A 15798-nucleotide genomic window follows, 5' to 3' on the forward strand; every position below is an offset into this window, starting at 1 on the left:
GCTGCGGTTAAGCTGTGTTAAGCGCTCAGCTTGAGTCCTTCGTGGGCCAGCTCCATGGTCTCCACCGCCACTTCGTTCCCGTCGGATTTCATATCCGTCACGGTGATCTTGGCGGGGAAAGCATTGGTCAAAGTCCAGGTCATGGCCACGGCGTTGCTTTCGTCCAGCAGGCTGATGGTGATAGTGGACCTTTTGTAGGTGTTCATCTTGATCAGGTTGTATTTATCCCACAGGTCCTTATCGCCCTTGAAAATGCCTTTTTTCAGGGTGACGTTGCCGAATTTCTGTAATCCGGGCATTTTTACGGTGGAATAAACTTTATTGTTACCACCGCGGTATTCGATGACCTGCGTTTCCGAAGAAAGTCCTGTCACTTCCTGGAAGATCAGTTCCTTGTCGTCCCATTTCACCTGAAATGAGAATTTGACGAGAGGCCATATGGATTGTGATTGGCTTGATCCGTCGTCTGCCATAGTTGTAAGGTTTTAAAAGTAAATGAATGGTTTAAGATCTTTTTATATTGGGTTTATGACAACTGCTGTTGTTGCTGGAACGTAATGACGATGAATTCAGCGGGGCGTACGACGGCCACTTTGACAGTGATCTTCATGAGCCCATCCAGAATATCGGTAGCCGTCATCGTAGCGCCCAGGCCGATCTGAACATCGAAGGCCTGCTCCGGAACGGCTCCCGCCAGCGCTCCCTGTTTCCAGAGATTGGCGAGGAAATTGTTGATCATGCTTTTGACGGTGATCCAGGTGCTGGCGTCATTGGGCTCGAACACATAGGCTCTGGTGGCCAGCTTGAGGGACTGTTCGATCATGATCAGGGTCCTTCTTACGTTGATATATCTCCAATCCTGGCTATTGCCGTCTAGGGTCCTAGCGCCCCAGACCAGGGTGCCGATGCCGGGGAAGGGCCTGATCACATTGATGGAAATGCCTGCCATGACATCCACATTGAGCTTTTGCTGGGCCTCGGATGAGATATTGATGGTGGGTGCATTGACCATGCTCAATGATACGTTGGCGGGGGCCTTCCAGACGCCCCGGCTGTTGTCCACCAGGGTGAAGATGCCTGCCATGGCTGCAGCGGGGGGCAATTCGTTCAGCCTGGACCTTAGCTCATCCAGTATGTTGCCGTAGGTGGGGCTGGCTGCTTTCAGGGATTGATGGTAGTTCTTTTTCGAACCGGCGTCAGAAGCGTTGGCCGCCTTGAATTTTTTTACTATCTCTATCGCGGCGGGTTCCGGCAATAGCGTCTCCAGGTCCATCGAAGCATCCAGGTTCTCAAAATCCACTTCGCCCGGCTGTACGACCCCCGCCTTCAGCCAGGGATAATATGCGGCGCCATAGTTGAGGAAATTCACCCCAATGCCCGTCCTGAATTCTTCCGCCAGGTCGTCGGTCTTTTCAGAAGGCTCCTGTTTACGCAGATCGAACAGACCCATCCGGCTTTGCATTTTATGGCAATGATTCAACACTTGTGTGTATACGGTGTTATAGACGTCTTTCCCCAGTGCGATGACGTCGGGTATGACGATGAGGGTGGGTTCATATTCTTTTTCCAATACCTCGAACACGGACACCGGATTGTCGGGTGAACCGATGAAGTCGGATGCTTTGATCTCGAATCCGTCCGGTTTGCCTCCATAGGTATCGACAGAGTAGATATAACAGTTGCCTCCGCCATTGGCATAGAATAGCCTTATACAATTGTAGAAGTACGCGGTATTGTTTGCTTTGATGGTTACGACCATGTCCTTACCGTTGAGATTGAAGGTCTCCTGTTTGACCTTGGGGTCGGCCGGCGGGGCGATCGTGAATTTGGCATGGAAGCCGCCGCCGAAGGTTTCCGTATACTCCGCGAAGGAGGTGATGGCGGTCGGTTTGCCGATGAGGGATTTTCCGTTGCGTTCCGCCTTTTCCGTGTAGCCGATGAAAACGGGAACGGCGGTCTCTACGGCGACTGCCGATCCGGGGAAGGCGTTCTCTTCTTTGATATAAACGCCCGGGGTCATGAATGTTGAAGCCATGTTATAGGATTTATGTTTGTTTAGTATAAAAGGATTTCAGAAAAATCAGCCGGCTTCCTTCGGGCCTGGGTCCTGGAGATCATCCGGGTATCGGGGATAGGGAGCGCTGCCACGACGATCTTATATTTTCCCGTTGCCGGGTCGAAATTTTCCACCAGCATGCAGGGGCTTGCCGGTTGCTCGCTCAGCATCATCGGCGCCGGCGACAGAAAGGATAGTCCTGTGCGTTCATCAGGCAAACGGATGGAAGAAGGCCCGGCAAAATTTTCTTTCGTACCCGTATTGATAATAGCCGGGTCGCGCAGCTCTTTCAAATGATTGCCGACGAGAATATAATTCCACCAGGTGGAGAGGGGTTGAAAAAGTATATGATAATTTTTCTCAAGCCCCGGGTAAAGATGGAAGTCGAGTATGCCAAAGGGTTTTTCAAAGGGGCGGTGTGCGGAAGGCGCCAGGACGATCTTTTTTCCGGGCGGCTTACCGGGGGCGATGGTTTCGAACAGGTCGCTTGCGGACACCTGTTCTTCGTTGTGTAGAAAGTTGCGGCCCGGCCTGTTACGGAAATAGAACACCTGCTTGCTGATGTCGGCAGGGGAGGGTGTCGTGTAATTGTAAAAACCGGGATCGTCCAGGCGGAGCAGCAGGCGGATGGCAATGCCCTTGTAGAGCACATCGGACCTGGACCGGGGGGCACCTGCATGGCGGATGTCGTACAGCAGCCGGAACCCGCCAGGGTTTGACTTCAGCAACAGGCCATGATTGAGCATTTCCCGGAGGGAGCTTTCAGCAGGCGAGACGGAGAGGCAGCGACAAAGCCGATCTTTGAAATAGCCATGCCTGTATTGGATCTCCGACAATATCGCCATTTTCATTTCCATCATAGTATGCTGCTTGCTCAAGTTTAGTTTTGAATACCACTGATCTCGGGCCTGAATTCCCGGACGATCGAACCGTCGATCGTCAGCATCCGCATCTTGTATATCACCGAGGGCATATATTTCGCACCCAGGGCGGCCCATACATTATTCATTTTTTCCGTGGTCAGATTTTCCATCTCGAAGACCAGCTTTTCGATCCCTCCGTCCAACTGCGGCGTGTTAGTCCTGTTGAATACATTCTTCTGCTGAAGATACCCCATGACAAACGAAAGGAAACGGAGCGCCTCATGGTAGTTCGCAGCAGCGAAATAGGCGGAGAAAAGTACGTACAGGTTGATATTCAAAGGGGGGGATGTATGCGGATTGACGCCATTCTGGCCTACTGTCTCTTTCTCCACGTTTACCAATGTCACGACGATCTTGTTCTCTTCCCGCATGGCTATTGATCCATCGGCGTTCAGCAAACCGGAAAGGACGACCTTATCTTCCGTGATCTTCAGCTTGCTTTTAAAAAAGCTGTTGATCTCGTCAACCAGGCATGACAAGGCCTCTTGTATCATTTATACAACTATTGAATAGTGCGTAAAAAAAATCGGAAGCTTAACCTTGACTAACCAGAGAGGAAAAAAATGGGTTTAGTTCACCTGTGCTTTGCAGATACAAGTTAGAAAAATCTTATCGACAATTCAAAAAAAAAGATTGAAGAAAAAATAAATTGATACATTCGTCGGGCCGATCGTTTGATATGCATAAGCAATTAACCTTATCATTTCTCTTTCTTTTTGCATACACACTACATGCAAATAATCTTTGCCGGTGTGCGTCATCGGGTTTCCCTTTTACCAAAAATTTGATTTTCGTCAACATGCCGGTGTATGCGGCAGATTCGACGCCTGCACCCAAGGTCGGGCTGTTGAAAAAACTTCTGCAAGCCCTGCAGTTCCGTAAGAATGCGAGGGCGCGCGAGCAGGCCAGAGTATTGAATATCATTGCACGCAGCGGATTGAAGGACTCTCTTCAGGCTACCGTGCGCGTACTCGATTCGGTGAATACGGTGAACAGGACAAGTATAAGTACGCTACAGGAACAAAGTGTCCGGGACGTGCTCAACGCCATCGATTTACTAAAACTGCGATTAGACAGCATGGCAACTGCTGTTGACACGAGCGTTCCGGAAGACATTGTCCGCAGGCCTTCCAGCAGCGTGGATCCGCCGGTGGATGATCAGCAGATACAAGACCTGGTCAACCAGGTGATCGCCGCCACCGACCCCAAAGAGGAGGAACACCTGCGATCTGTCCGGTCTCTTCTTTTCAGAAAAGATCCACTGACCGACACGGTGAAGATCAGCGACTCGCTGAGCGAGATCCGCCGGTTCAGCGTGCGCACGCAGGCGACGGTGATCGGGCTGTTCCCTTACCCGGAGGGACAACCGAATATAGACGCTTACCTCCGGCTGATAAATGAGCTCTCATGGTATGCCGTAGGGTTCAAAGGCTCCACGGGGGACCTCACGAGCTTCAATGGATGGAATACCAGCGCTGTGATCGACTCTGCCCGGGCAAGGGGATGCAGGATCAGCTTATGTGTCCAAAGCAAAAATGAAAAGAACATTACAGACCTGCTGGAGAGAAAGCCTGCGCAGCAGGTGTTGATCGCCGGTGTTGTCGCTGCGCTGCGCCTCCGCCATGCGGATGGCGTGCAGATCATGTTCGACAAATTACCGGGAGGGTCGCGCGCCGCCTTCACCTCCTTTATTATCCAGCTGGCAGAAGCGCTGAAGACCAGGGACAGGTCTTACCGGCTGGGCATCCGGGTCCCTGCCTACGATGCGGAAGATGCCTACGACCTTGCGACATTGAACGTCTATGCGGACCAGTTCCTGCTGGACTTTACGCAATACCAGCCCAAGGCCCCCGGGCCATTGTTCCCGCTCGCTGGTGTCCACAATGACGATCTGAAAACCAGTATCTCCCGCATCCTCAATATGGAGATCCCTCCTTCCAAACTGATCGTCTGTCTCCCTTATTATGGTGTCAGGTGGAAAGTAAAACCCGACAAAGACCCGCCGGAGTATATAACCTACAAGGATCTTTGTTCGGACCCCAGGTATCAGCAACTGCCCCTTTATGATCCACTCAGCGCCACCCAACGCCTGGACATAAAAAACAGGAATGGCGTGGTGACAGAGCGGATCTGGTACGAAGATGAGAAGACGCTGGCGGCCAAATATGATCTCATCCTGCAACAGCACCTGGGTGGTATTGCCATACAGGCATTGGGATATGATGAAGGCTATGGAGAACTATGGGACGTCCTTGCCTCGAGATTTGCACGGGTAGATACGATGGCATCTGAACTGAAGACACTGCATCCAAAGCCAAAAGTGCTGGACGACTGGCAATGGTCCTGGGCCTATATCGGGGCCAAGCTGGAACAGTATGCTTTTATTTTCGCTTATCCCTGCGAACCGAAATTCCCCAAAGTGCTGGTGAGAAAATGGGAGCAGGCGGGTTTAAAAAATAATAACCGTGCGGAGATCCGGAAGGAAGAGGCTGCCGTGCTGGGTAGACTGAGCCTCGCACTTGCCCTGCTTTTCCTCGGGGGAGTCGTGCTTTTTATCTCAAAGCTCAGGCGGGTGGGAGACGGGTGGAAATGGACGAAGTCCCTGGCCGCACTGCTGATCGTCCAGTTCATCCTTCTGACGATCATTGCGTTCATGTACTTTTTCCTGGATACAAGCATGATGTTTTTCGGGGTCAGCGACAGCCCGGCCGATTGTTTTGATTTTCCGCTGGGGACCTTGTTTGTCGTCATCTTCACGGGTATTGTTATTGGCGTGTTGATCACGCGGTTCCTTGTCTTTCCGCTGATCAAGAAGAATGATATTCCGTAGAAGGATCTCTTACATTCAATAATAGAAAAAATATGCATACGTACGCTGATAAAACCCGGGCAGAAAAAAGCAGGGCCGTCGCCAATAACTCACCCAAACAACGGAAAGCAGTAAGGCAGGCGCAAAGGCGGGCAATGCCTGTTGTGCAGCTGAATGAAGATGGCAGATGGTGGGGAACGGCAATTGGAGGCGCCCTGGGCGGATTAGCCGGCGCTGCAGCCGGCTACACTTATGGAGCCCTGAGTGCAACGGCCAGCGCTATTACCGGGGGGGCTGCCGATGCGGTGAAAGGATATCAGCATGGTGGCCTTACAAGCGCGTTAACTTGGGGCGCTTTCGGTGCTGCAACGAATGCCATTGCCGGATATTCCAGCAGCACTTTACATGGTGCATCAGTTGGTATGAAACTGGGGTCTGCTGTTGGTAGTGGCATTGGCGACTGGTGGACCGGGAAAGATCCTGCGCAACAAGGACATGTCAACGTTATTGCCGATCGGATGCGTATGAATCTGGCAGAACTCACTGCTGCCCACCCCGTTCTTAATCCCGGGATTGCCGGCGCACAAACTCCGGTGCCGCCAGGAATTGGCGCGAATGAGATAAAACTGCTCAACTGGATTTTCGCGGCGCTTGGGCCAGCTAACTTTGACGAAGTTGCGAATGGGGGGCAGGTGAGAGTTCCATTTAATCAAAATGTATTCAATAGGCTCATAGGCCTTGGCGCCCAGAAAAGGCAGTCGTCACATTATAGTGGTACGCTGTTTGCCAGTGGTTTCACTATGGTTGTCGGGGAGCAGTATGGTACGACCGGGGTTTATCTGCCTACCGTTTTGTTTGGAAAAATCATGGATCGGAAAGAGCGACCATTTATGTATTTCCAGCCTGAAAGAAATCCATTCAATCCGAATACGGGGTGGGGGGTGAAGTTCCAGCATGCCAAGGATGCGTTTAATTATGCGGTTTATGGTGTACAGCAAGGGCCGCATGGAACATCTACGCGGACAGATGCGGACCCGATAACAGGGGCGGGGAAGTATAAACCGACGTTCTCCGACAAGTTTGGATATGCGAGAGCAGGTGATTTTGAGGCTTTTGCTGCGAATTTGTTCTATACGAGCGGAGGTTCTGCGTTGATGGAAGGAATTGGCGTGAGTTCTAATGAATATAGGGTGGCTGCGTCGCATTTTGTGACGACTGTCGGGTTGTATGGGATGGCCTATGGGGCGTGGAAATTGTATAATGGGTAACGCGCGTCTGCCTGGATTCAATAATCGCGATCCCGATGGGGACGCTTCCTGCCGGCCTAAATTACCTGGAGGCCGCGACATTCAATACGCTTTATAGGGTGATTTCCAATTCTTTGATCTTTCCAGGTCGACCTGACCTGACATCAGCCTGTTTATTTATTTCTTTTGTTGTCCGGGCGTGACTAAAGCGTTCGGATAATATTATGTCCAAAATTACCGGAAGGCCCAAGAAGGCCATTAAGCAGGAGAAGTTTCTGGGATTCTTTGTAACAAATGCACAACATTTTATTATTCAGCATAGGGCTGCCAAGGCTCATGTGAATATGTCCGATTATTTGCGGCAGGCAGCCATTTATAGCGAGATAAAGGCCCGATGGACGCCGGAAGAACGGGAGATTTTTAAGAAAATGGTAGGTATTTCGAATGACCTGCATCAATTGGTGATCATAGGCCGCCAGGAAGGGGCTACTTCGGCGGTGTTGCATTTCCAGCAATACCGGCAAATGATCGATGAAGTGATAAAACAACTGAGCGATGCTAAGTAAAGTATTTATCACGGGTAAGACATTCAAGGAAACCTGCCAATATGTCTGCCAGGATCTGAGCAGGTCGGAGGTCCTTTGTGTGGAAGGGGTCAGAGGGCACGACTATAAAAGTATGGCCGAGGACTTTGAGGTGCAGCACCAATTCTGGCCGGAAAAGGAGAAGCCGGTGTTCCATGCTGCGCTGACCTTTCCCCGTGGCGAGGAGCTAAGTCATGAGAAAATGGTTGAGATCGCCCGGGAGTACCTGCAGAAAATAGAGATGCGCGATACGCAATACGCCGTCATAAAGCATACCGACAAACAGCATTTACATATGCATATTGTGGCTAACCGGATTGATAATCAGGGTCAGATCATAGGGAAGGGGCTCATTATTGAAAGGGGCATAAAAGCCGCACAGGAATTGACCCGTGAATACCACCTGCAGCAGGAGCAGGGGAAAAACCTCCATCTCACTAATATGGAGGCGCTGCGGGAGCCGGACGCCATTCGGTATCGTATTTACCAGGCTATTCAACATCATTTGCCGGGTTGTTACAGGATGGAGGACCTGGAAAAGCGCCTTTTATCAGAGGGGATCAGTATGCGATACAGGCAGGACCCGGCAACCGGAGAACGACAGGGAGTAAGTTTCCGTCTGGAAAGGACGGCTTTTGGCGGCTATAGGATTGACCCGGCTTATACATTAAAGGGCCTTCAGCAAACGCTCAGTCTGCAGCAGGAGCAGGTGTTGCAACAGCGGCTCCATTTGATAAAGGAGGAGCAGGATCGTCAGCGGGAGGTGGAAAGACTGGAACAGCAACAGCGGCAAGAGCAAAGTCATGAACACTGGCATCGGCATTCGCAGGGACACAGCCTGGGATTGTAATTGCCAACATTTAATAACCATAAAACAGCAATCTATGGGTGAGTTTGTAAAACAAACAAATGGGGCTCCGGCTCCTTTCGAAGATGAGATCTTAAAGGCGTTGATCGGTAAGGTTATCGATCTGGGAAGCGCTATGCAGGAAAACACGGCACAGTTGAAGAAACTGGCGGATCAGCAGGATGTGATGGGCTCAATGAACGAGCGGTCTTTGGTCCAGGAAAAGCAGATGGAGGAATTGGTCAGGAAAAACGGGGAAGTCCGGGAGGAAGTTCACAAGATTGGAGAAAGGTTGGATATTCCGACGGACAAAATCGAGACGCTGCAGCTGCAGTTGGAGAAGCATGGAAGGCTTTTCGAGAAACCGTTGGATAAGACGGTGCATTACCGGCATTATGTGGGGTGGCCTATCGTGGTCATTCTTGGTATGTTGTTCATTACGACGTCTTCCGTCGCCGTCGCGGTGAGACAATGGCAGCGGGTGGATGATTATCGGGCAGGGGATTACAAGTGGCGTTACGTACGCTTTAGCCGGGACACGGCTGTCTGGCAGTTGGTGGATCGTGCAGAGAAGCGGTACCGCAATAATCCGGACCAGTTCATCAATGAAGTACAGGGTGAAGAGGAGCGGAGGGACCAACTGGCAAGGAATATGCAGAAGGCGGAGGAGACAAACGAGAAAATAAAGAATCTTATTAACCAGGAACGGGTGAGGTAGTTACTCATTCCTTTTTTGTCTTTCAAGTTCTATGATCTTTTTGTCGGCCGCTGCCGCCACAGAATGGAAGCCGGCTTTTCGGATAAAATCGGCAAGGTTAATAATGGTGACAATCAGTTGGTTTAGCTCGCCGGGGGTATGGAATTCATACAGGTCTTTTGTTTTGAAATCATTTAACACTTCTTTCCAGGAAGCTTTGGACTTGCCGGTGATAGCATGAAGGAGGGTTGCGTAGTCGTCATACTTATTTGGTTTCCTTAGGTCAATCTTTTCCAGATCTGCTGATTCGGAAAGGAGGTCGAATAAGATCAGCACCTGTTTCTTTGACAGGACGTCCTTTTCTTTTCCTTTTGCGCCTTCTTTGGCTTCGGGAGAATTATTGATATGAGTGTGGGACGAGTAATCATTCTCGTAGTTATTGTGGGTATGGAAGTCGTTCCGCTGGATGTTGAAAGTGTTGTTGACATGAAGATCGCTTTGAATTTGGATGAACGTGGGCCGGACCTGGATCTGGAATGGTCGAGATAGTTCTTTGGACTGACCGGACGGATTGTTGGGGTTGACATTGTCTAGCCTTTTCATTGCATTCCGGAAGGCGCTGGTAAAATCATTTTCTGCGTCGGTGAGAAAGGTGTGCAAAATGTCTGCGTATTCATTGATGAGGGAGCGATTGAAGGTCTCGGTTTCCACGGGAAGGTAGGGGCGGCCCAGGGTGAAGATCCTGTAAATAAGGGATATTAGCCGGGAAAGGGAATATTTAACGAAGTGGCTCGAACGGTATTGAAGTACGTACGCCTGCACCAGGTTGATGTCCCTGGAGGTATTGTCCGGGTCTTTTTTGTAAATCTGAAAGAGGCGATAATGACCCAGGAGTCTTTGGGCTATGTTCTGGTTGTACCAGCCGGTCCATTCAAAAAAATAGCATGCTGCGCGACCGGAGCGGCTGTTTAGTTTGTCTTTTGTCCGATAGTTTCCATCGGGGACTTGATGGAAGAGCGTTAAGTCGACCATGAGGAAAGGTTTAAATTTTACTTGAAGTTTCGTTTAACAGGTGAAAAATAAAGAAAAGCCCCGGTGCCTGGAATTGATAAATGTCAATTTGTCTATAGGATCTAATGGGGTAGATTAGGACTAAGTTTTTTTATTTTTAAAACTTTTTATATGCCAATAATAATTGATGTGCTGCCCGAGGAGGCGGCAAAGGTAAAGAAACTGGGCGGACTCTTGTTGCCCGACGGGGTAACCTGGGTGATACCAGATAAGATCAAACATGTCGTGCAAAGGGCCACCTTTGAAAAGGGGGACATGGTAACCTGGCGAAGGTGGCAAGGGCTTCCCATTACCTTTACGGACGTTACGTATCTGGATGATAGAATATCGGCATCCCTGCAAAGCGATTACCCTTTTTTTAAGTTTGTACGTTCGAAAGGACTGCAGCAGGAAATATGGGGTAGTACCTGTGTGCATTGCGGGACATTGCAGGAAGACGATGATGCATTTAGGTATGAAAGCAACGTGTTACACCCAGTAACCCTGGACGAGGGTATGGAGATAAGGATCATTTATCTTGCTTTACAGTTTGATTATTATATAGGGGGCAGCGAAATCTTTGACACCCTTATTACGGAGGTCATGAAGGGTAGGTGAGATTATTCGTACTGTTTTTTTATCCGGTTGAGAGTCGACTTGTCGATGCCCATATAAGAGGCTATGTCCTGTTCCTCGACCCGTTGGAACATCCATGGTTCGTTTTCTTTGAGATGGAGATATAATTCACTTGCGGACAATCTCCTGAGTAAATTTGCGCGTTCGTCTGCAAGGACATAATATTTTTCGGTTAATTTCCGGCCAGGGAAATTGAATTCCTTAAAATTTAGGTAAGCATAATCCAGGTGATCTCTGTGAATGCCGAACAACTGACAATCTTCCACGGCATGTATCGGCTCACGGGTCGGTTGCCCGGTGAAGTAGCTATTTACGGCTGTGACGAAATTGCCTTCGCGCATGAACCAGGTGGATGTCTCCTTACCTTCCCCGTCGAGATAATAGCACCGGAGGAGGCCTGATTGCAAGTAGTACATATAATTGCAGGTCTGTCCATATTTCAGCAGATAATCTTTTTTGCGCAGGTCGAAAGCTTCGACTACAGACAGCAGGTAATTGATAAGGTCGTCGCTCAAAGGAAAGAAGATGGAAAATTTTGCTATAATTTCTTCCATGGATAAAGGTTTAATGTCGATGGGCAAAGATAAGAAATGAAGGGTTTGGGTGGATGAGAAATTGACAAATCAAAAAAGCATGGGAGCTATAGAAAGAAAGATAAGGCAATTAGTTGTCCGGATTATGGTATTCCCTCAGGATTGCCTCCACCTTTTTGGTGGCGGTCACAAGGCTGATCCCATTTCTTTGATCGAGTGTCAAGGGATGGTTCTCTTCGATTATTTCAATGGAGGGGATGAGCCCGATTTCCTGCTCCCGGGCCTGTGTTTTGAGGTTGAGGGTATTTCCGTAGGTTGGTACTAACGTTTGCAGCCAGCCAAAATAAGGTTTGTTGTGCACCCTTTCCGGATCATTCCACATGGAGTTGCGGATAGCAAAATTTTCTTTGCTGATAGAGGTCCAAACATTAAATATGAGGTCTTCGCTATGGTCATGAATGGGGATGGTGATTCGTCCCCGGTGGAAGAAATGCTCCTCGTCAACTACGCATAGGCTTTCTGTCAATTCAATACGGGTTGCCCGTTCTTCAGGCGGCACCGAAAAATAATAGTCTGGATATTCGCCACCAAAGCACAGAGGCATTTCATCGTAAACTTGGCCGCAGCATGGACATTTGTAAGAAAATTTGTTTCTTTTGGGGTTGAAAAATTGAAATAATTTCATGTCAGTCGGGATGGTTTTGGATAAAAAAAGTGGTTTGGTAAGGTACCTATATCCCCGCGATAATTAAATGGTCGGATGCTGAAATTCTTCAATTATAACAGGGCAGTTAATTTAATCGAGTGATATTTTTAGACCCATTTCTTTCATAGCGAGCAAGGCTTCCGCATTTCCTTTGGCATCATTCACTGGATGATGATCATGGCTGGTCTGGCGGTAAAGCTTTTTCCATTCCCTGTTTAGCCGGGCGTCCATTTTCATCCCGCAGTATAAGTCACCGATCCGGCGACCGGAAAAGCCGAAGGGGTTTTTCCCGAGGAAATAGTGGAAGTAATAATTGATCCATTGCCAGTCAAAGGCCAGGTTGTCGCTGATAAAAATGGGGGTGCCGACGGAGTTTTCCCGGAGCCAGGTTTCAAATTGTTCCATGACGATTTTTGGGTCATCAAAGTTTTCATGGTCTTGCCTGGTGAACCCGCTGACGGCCAGGGCTTCTGGTATCCAGTCAGTGGCTATAGGCCTGACCTGGCCATAGAAAGTTTTTGACAGGCGGGGTTCTACGATGACGGCGCCAAAGCAAACCATGGAATATTTGTGTGGGATTGGCCCGTCTGCTTCGACGTCTACTACGATGTAGCTCATGTTTAAATATGTTGGAAATTACCAGATGTCACGAGCAATAGCGCCAATCAGATAATAGTCTATTTCTAATTTCCTGAAGGCTTCTTCGAGTGCATCAAATACCTCTTTTAGTTCCCCCTCCCTAACGCTATTCAAATTCATTTTTCAGGTATTTATCATAAATCATTTCTGCCGTTTCTAAATTTCTGGGATCATCAGTGATGACCAGATCTGCATATACCAGGAGCGGGGGAGCATATTTATTCTTAATGTCATCTTTCCAGAACTTTTCATATATCTCCACGTTTCCATTTTCATCGGGTATTAGCTTTGCCTTTACCATTAGGTCTATTTTAGGTACAGTCGTATATAAGGTGTAGACCTGAGGATGCAGATACTTAGTCATTTCTTCTGCGGCTGGCTCTCCACCCCATATCGTTTCTTGGTTTGGGCCTTCAATGGCCTCAAGATTACCGAATTTTTCGGGACGAAGAAACCTGAAAGTACCTAGATGTAATGCTGGTTTGAGCGTTTCCCGATAACCGGTGATCCACCTCTCCAATAATGCCTTTTTATTTTGAAGAAGTAGATTTTTTTCATCCATCTGGAGCACATAACCCGCATCACGTAAACCTTCGATGATATTCTTTATGTTACCTAGCGCTGTCTCTGTGGTTTCAGCTAATTTACGATAGGGAAGATTGATCGCTTCTTTGTGCAAGAGCAAATAGAATACTGTTTTAAGCCCTGTTTTTGTAAAGGCCCTGTTTGTTGCTGGTTTTTCATGCTTGGTTGGCTTATTTCCTTCCAGCCATATAATAGTTCCATTTTGCTCAATATAAATATTACCTGCAGTATCCAGATAGGCAATCCCTTTATTTCTTAATTCCTGCTTTAATGCCGGGTAGATTTTTTCGGCTACCACCATCAGCGGGTGACGATGTTTAAATTTTTCAAGGATCTCAGGAAGCTGATAGGGGCGTAGCTCCTTTTTTATCTCCACGTAAGTTTTTACCTTTTTATCCTTATGACGCAGGTCAATTTCTCCATCGACCACAGGGCGATTGCCTGCCGTAAAAATGGCTTTAATTCCTTCCTGGTCGTTTAGGCGGGCTATAGCAAGTTGTATGATGTCTTTTTCGTTCATTATTTTATTCTGTTCACGGACAGTGAACATGTAAAAATAGTGAACATTTTTAAGACGTGGAGGAAAATTTTACAATTTTTGTTCACTAAAATGGGGTGTTCACTAAAAGTGAACATGTAATATTAATGAACGCTTGGTCTAATATTATCAGTCTCAACTATTATAGGAAGCATAAGTAGTTATAATTTAACTATTTATGTGAGATTGTAGCCAGATGTAGATTCCTGCGCATGTTCACCCACCATTCCTGATTATGCTCACCCACTATTCATGGATGTTCACCCACCCTGTATAGGTGTCATTCCTGCATGTTGACCCAGGGTGTGGGGGGCAGTTCGTCTGTCATTCCTGCATGATCACCCATCCATAAGAGGCAGACAGTAAGGGCCTTTTGCAGTCCTTTGCTCCCAAAAAATCGAGGAGCATGGCACAAAAGCCCATAGCAATGGAACAATTAAAACAGGTTCTTCAACTTCACAAGGATGGAATAGCGATCCGCGAGATAGCCCGACGTGTAGGCATTGACCGCAACACCGCGCGCAAGTACCTTTCCCGGTTGAGAACGGAGGAAAGTACCTCGGAAGGCGATTTGGCTGAACAGGCTTATGACAATGATTTATTGGAGTTTGAAGCAGAAAGACTGAGGCAAATTACCGTTCATCTTGCCAATGCCGGGAAGGAGTTGTCAAAAACAGGAGTTACCAGGCAGTTGCTATGGCAGGAATACCTGGAGCAACACCCGGATGGATACAGTTACAACCGGTATTGTTATCACTTACAGCAATATCTGAAGAACCGGGATCTGTTGATGCATTTGGAGTATGAGCCTTCCGATACGATCATGATCGATTTTGCGGGTAAAAAACAGCACTACCGGGATCCGACTACCGGTGAACAGACCTCGTGCGAAGTATTTGTGGCCATCCTTCCCTTTAGCGGCCTGATCTTCTGTTTGGCGGTCGCGTCCCGGCGAACCGCTGATTTTATCCGCTGCATCAACGCCATGCTGCGGTTTTACGCTGGTGTGACCATCACCATTCTTTGCGATAACCTGAGGACTACCGTTATCCGACCCGATCGGTATGAACCTGTCTTTACCGATCTATGCAACCAGCTCAGCGACCATTACGGCACCACCTTCAGTGCCACCCGTCCATATAGTCCCAGAGACAAAGCGATGGTGGAACGAGCCGTTAACATCATCTATAACCATGTCTACGCGCCGCTGCGGAACCGGGAGTTTAACAGCCTGGAGGCGCTCAATGCTGCTATGCAGGAGCAGTTAATCCTGCTCAATAACAAGCCTTACAAGAATACCCCTTACAGCCGCTGGTATTTTTATGAGCAGCAAGAGCGGTCGCTGCTCAAACTGCTTCCCACGGAAACCCTTTGCACTCAAAAAAACGGTACAGCTCACAGTTCAGCGTAATTACCATGTTCAGCTCTCCGAAGATCACCGCTATTATAGCGTCCCCTACCAGCATGTGGGCAAAAAGGTCAAGGTGTTCTATGATCAGCGGGTGGTGGAAGTCTACCTGGAAGGCGAACGTATTGCCCTGCACGTACGCAAGTCGCACAATAAGGCTTATACCACGCTCGCCGAACATATGCCGCCACATCATCAGCGGATGCAGCAGATCAAAGGGTTTAATCGGGAAGACTTGCTGGCGCAGGCAGCCCGGATCGGAACGGCCACCGTTCAGGCAGCTACGCTGATGTGGGAGAAGAGCATATATATCGAGCAAAACTATAAAGCCTGCTTCGGCATGCTAATGCTGCAAAAAAAGTATGGTCGCGACCGGCTGGAGGCGGCTTGCAGCCGCGCTTTACAGGGCAGCCGGATCAATTACACGATGATCAAAAATATCCTGGAGGCAGGGTTGGACAAGCAGCCTGCCCGGGTGGAGGATAGACCGCTGCCATCCCATGACAATATCCGCGGGAAAGACCATTACCAATAAAAAAT

General features: G+C 48.7%; 17 protein-coding genes. 8 read left to right on the forward strand and 9 right to left on the reverse strand.

Features of this window, described 5'->3' with window-relative positions:
• Positions 1 to 17 precede the first annotated feature (17 nt).
• From Q4E93_RS15970 to Q4E93_RS15985, 4 genes are read right to left on the reverse strand one after another with little or no spacing between them, the layout of a single operon-like run.
• Positions 18 to 473 (reverse strand): phage tail protein, encoded by a 456-nt coding sequence (locus tag Q4E93_RS15970; protein WP_303586838.1) that lies wholly within the window; start codon positions 471 to 473, stop codon positions 18 to 20.
• 53 nt (positions 474 to 526) lie between these two features.
• Complete coding sequence (locus Q4E93_RS15975; protein WP_303586840.1) at positions 527 to 2035, reverse strand: phage tail sheath family protein; 1509 nt, start codon at positions 2033 to 2035, stop codon at positions 527 to 529.
• A gap of 20 nt (positions 2036 to 2055) precedes the next feature.
• A complete protein-coding gene (locus Q4E93_RS15980) occupies positions 2056 to 2916 on the reverse strand; it encodes a hypothetical protein (protein WP_303586842.1) in 861 nt (286 codons plus the stop codon).
• 20 nt (positions 2917 to 2936) lie between these two features.
• Entirely contained in the window at positions 2937 to 3473 is a 537-nt protein-coding gene (locus Q4E93_RS15985) for a Pvc16 family protein (RefSeq protein ID WP_303586843.1), read from the reverse strand.
• Positions 3474 to 3763: 290 nt separating this feature from the next.
• Here Q4E93_RS15985 and Q4E93_RS15990 point away from each other — a divergent pair, with 290 nt between their 5' ends.
• The 5 genes from Q4E93_RS15990 to Q4E93_RS16010 all read left to right on the forward strand — a co-directional run bounded on the left by Q4E93_RS15990 (position 3764) and on the right by Q4E93_RS16010 (position 9184).
• Entirely contained in the window at positions 3764 to 5809 is a 2046-nt protein-coding gene (locus Q4E93_RS15990) for a glycosyl hydrolase family 18 protein (protein WP_303586845.1), read from the forward strand.
• Between the two features lie 32 nt (positions 5810 to 5841).
• Entirely contained in the window at positions 5842 to 7056 is a 1215-nt protein-coding gene (locus Q4E93_RS15995; protein WP_303586846.1) for a hypothetical protein, read from the forward strand.
• Between the two features lie 203 nt (positions 7057 to 7259).
• The gene (locus tag Q4E93_RS16000; protein WP_303586847.1) at positions 7260 to 7601 is read left to right on the forward strand and encodes a plasmid mobilization protein; all 342 of its coding nucleotides are present in this window, start codon (positions 7260 to 7262) and stop codon (positions 7599 to 7601) included.
• Positions 7591 to 8469 (forward strand): relaxase/mobilization nuclease domain-containing protein, encoded by an 879-nt coding sequence (locus tag Q4E93_RS16005; RefSeq protein WP_303586849.1) that lies wholly within the window; start codon positions 7591 to 7593, stop codon positions 8467 to 8469. The genes Q4E93_RS16000 and Q4E93_RS16005 overlap by 11 nt, the downstream gene beginning before the upstream one ends.
• 34 nt (positions 8470 to 8503) lie before the next feature.
• Complete coding sequence (locus Q4E93_RS16010) at positions 8504 to 9184, forward strand: hypothetical protein (RefSeq protein WP_303586851.1); 681 nt, start codon at positions 8504 to 8506, stop codon at positions 9182 to 9184.
• Here the strand turns inward: Q4E93_RS16010 and Q4E93_RS16015 are convergent, their stop codons facing one another.
• Positions 9185 to 10195 (reverse strand): hypothetical protein, encoded by a 1011-nt coding sequence (locus tag Q4E93_RS16015; protein ID WP_303586853.1) that lies wholly within the window; start codon positions 10193 to 10195, stop codon positions 9185 to 9187.
• A 150-nt stretch (positions 10196 to 10345) separates the two neighbouring features.
• On the opposite strand from Q4E93_RS16015, the gene Q4E93_RS16020 reads away from it, so the two are divergent.
• The gene (locus Q4E93_RS16020; RefSeq protein ID WP_303586854.1) at positions 10346 to 10831 is read left to right on the forward strand and encodes a hypothetical protein; all 486 of its coding nucleotides are present in this window, start codon (positions 10346 to 10348) and stop codon (positions 10829 to 10831) included.
• Between the two features lie 2 nt (positions 10832 to 10833).
• Here Q4E93_RS16020 and Q4E93_RS16025 read toward each other — a convergent pair whose 3' ends face one another.
• The 4 genes from Q4E93_RS16025 to Q4E93_RS16040 all read right to left on the reverse strand — a co-directional run bounded on the left by Q4E93_RS16025 (position 10834) and on the right by Q4E93_RS16040 (position 13832).
• Positions 10834 to 11403 carry a Crp/Fnr family transcriptional regulator gene (locus Q4E93_RS16025; protein ID WP_303586855.1) on the reverse strand — a complete coding sequence of 190 codons (570 nt, stop codon included), beginning with the start codon at positions 11401 to 11403 and terminating at the stop codon, positions 10834 to 10836.
• Positions 11404 to 11512: 109 nt separating this feature from the next.
• Positions 11513 to 12067 (reverse strand): DUF2199 domain-containing protein, encoded by a 555-nt coding sequence (locus tag Q4E93_RS16030; protein ID WP_303586857.1) that lies wholly within the window; start codon positions 12065 to 12067, stop codon positions 11513 to 11515.
• Between the two features lie 111 nt (positions 12068 to 12178).
• On the reverse strand, positions 12179 to 12706 hold the full coding sequence (locus Q4E93_RS16035) for a 3'-5' exonuclease (protein WP_303586859.1): 528 nt from the start codon (positions 12704 to 12706) through the stop codon (positions 12179 to 12181).
• Between the two features lie 127 nt (positions 12707 to 12833).
• Positions 12834 to 13832: a type IV toxin-antitoxin system AbiEi family antitoxin gene (locus Q4E93_RS16040; RefSeq protein WP_303586862.1), complete on the reverse strand. Its 999-nt coding sequence runs from the start codon at positions 13830 to 13832 to the stop codon at positions 12834 to 12836.
• 424 nt (positions 13833 to 14256) lie between these two features.
• Here Q4E93_RS16040 and istA point away from each other — a divergent pair, with 424 nt between their 5' ends.
• Both istA and Q4E93_RS16050 read left to right on the forward strand, forming a co-directional pair.
• Positions 14257 to 15261: an IS21 family transposase gene (gene istA, locus Q4E93_RS16045; protein ID WP_303586864.1), complete on the forward strand. Its 1005-nt coding sequence runs from the start codon at positions 14257 to 14259 to the stop codon at positions 15259 to 15261.
• Entirely contained in the window at positions 15173 to 15793 is a 621-nt protein-coding gene (locus tag Q4E93_RS16050; protein WP_411162128.1) for a Mu transposase domain-containing protein, read from the forward strand. Before istA ends, Q4E93_RS16050 begins: the two co-directional genes overlap by 89 nt.
• Positions 15794 to 15798 lie beyond the last annotated feature (5 nt).

The sequence above is a fragment of the Flavitalea plasmicola genome, from assembly GCF_030546645.1.
GTDB lineage: Bacteria > Bacteroidota > Bacteroidia > Chitinophagales > Chitinophagaceae > Puia.

What these genes read in the sequence shown, in the direction of transcription:
- Q4E93_RS15980 (WP_303586842.1), bottom strand. Translation starts at nt 2,916, where the DNA reads ATGATGGAAATGAAAATGGCGATATTGTCGGAGATCCAATACAGGCAT.
- Q4E93_RS16030 (WP_303586857.1), bottom strand. Translation starts at nt 12,067, where the DNA reads ATGAAATTATTTCAATTTTTCAACCCCAAAAGAAACAAATTTTCTTAC.
- Q4E93_RS15975 (WP_303586840.1), bottom strand. Translation starts at nt 2,035, where the DNA reads ATGGCTTCAACATTCATGACCCCGGGCGTTTATATCAAAGAAGAGAAC.
- Q4E93_RS15970 (WP_303586838.1), bottom strand. Translation starts at nt 473, where the DNA reads ATGGCAGACGACGGATCAAGCCAATCACAATCCATATGGCCTCTCGTC.
- Q4E93_RS16020 (WP_303586854.1), top strand. Translation starts at nt 10,346, where the DNA reads ATGCCAATAATAATTGATGTGCTGCCCGAGGAGGCGGCAAAGGTAAAG.
- Q4E93_RS15995 (WP_303586846.1), top strand. Translation starts at nt 5,842, where the DNA reads ATGCATACGTACGCTGATAAAACCCGGGCAGAAAAAAGCAGGGCCGTC.
- Q4E93_RS15985 (WP_303586843.1), bottom strand. Translation starts at nt 3,473, where the DNA reads ATGATACAAGAGGCCTTGTCATGCCTGGTTGACGAGATCAACAGCTTT.
- Q4E93_RS16000 (WP_303586847.1), top strand. Translation starts at nt 7,260, where the DNA reads ATGTCCAAAATTACCGGAAGGCCCAAGAAGGCCATTAAGCAGGAGAAG.
- Q4E93_RS16035 (WP_303586859.1), bottom strand. Translation starts at nt 12,706, where the DNA reads ATGAGCTACATCGTAGTAGACGTCGAAGCAGACGGGCCAATCCCACAC.
- Q4E93_RS16005 (WP_303586849.1), top strand. Translation starts at nt 7,591, where the DNA reads ATGCTAAGTAAAGTATTTATCACGGGTAAGACATTCAAGGAAACCTGC.
- Q4E93_RS16040 (WP_303586862.1), bottom strand. Translation starts at nt 13,832, where the DNA reads ATGAACGAAAAAGACATCATACAACTTGCTATAGCCCGCCTAAACGAC.
- Q4E93_RS16015 (WP_303586853.1), bottom strand. Translation starts at nt 10,195, where the DNA reads ATGGTCGACTTAACGCTCTTCCATCAAGTCCCCGATGGAAACTATCGG.
- istA (WP_303586864.1), top strand. Translation starts at nt 14,257, where the DNA reads ATGGCACAAAAGCCCATAGCAATGGAACAATTAAAACAGGTTCTTCAA.
- Q4E93_RS16050 (WP_411162128.1), top strand. Translation starts at nt 15,173, where the DNA reads ATGAGCAGCAAGAGCGGTCGCTGCTCAAACTGCTTCCCACGGAAACCC.
- Q4E93_RS16025 (WP_303586855.1), bottom strand. Translation starts at nt 11,403, where the DNA reads ATGGAAGAAATTATAGCAAAATTTTCCATCTTCTTTCCTTTGAGCGAC.
- Q4E93_RS16010 (WP_303586851.1), top strand. Translation starts at nt 8,504, where the DNA reads ATGGGTGAGTTTGTAAAACAAACAAATGGGGCTCCGGCTCCTTTCGAA.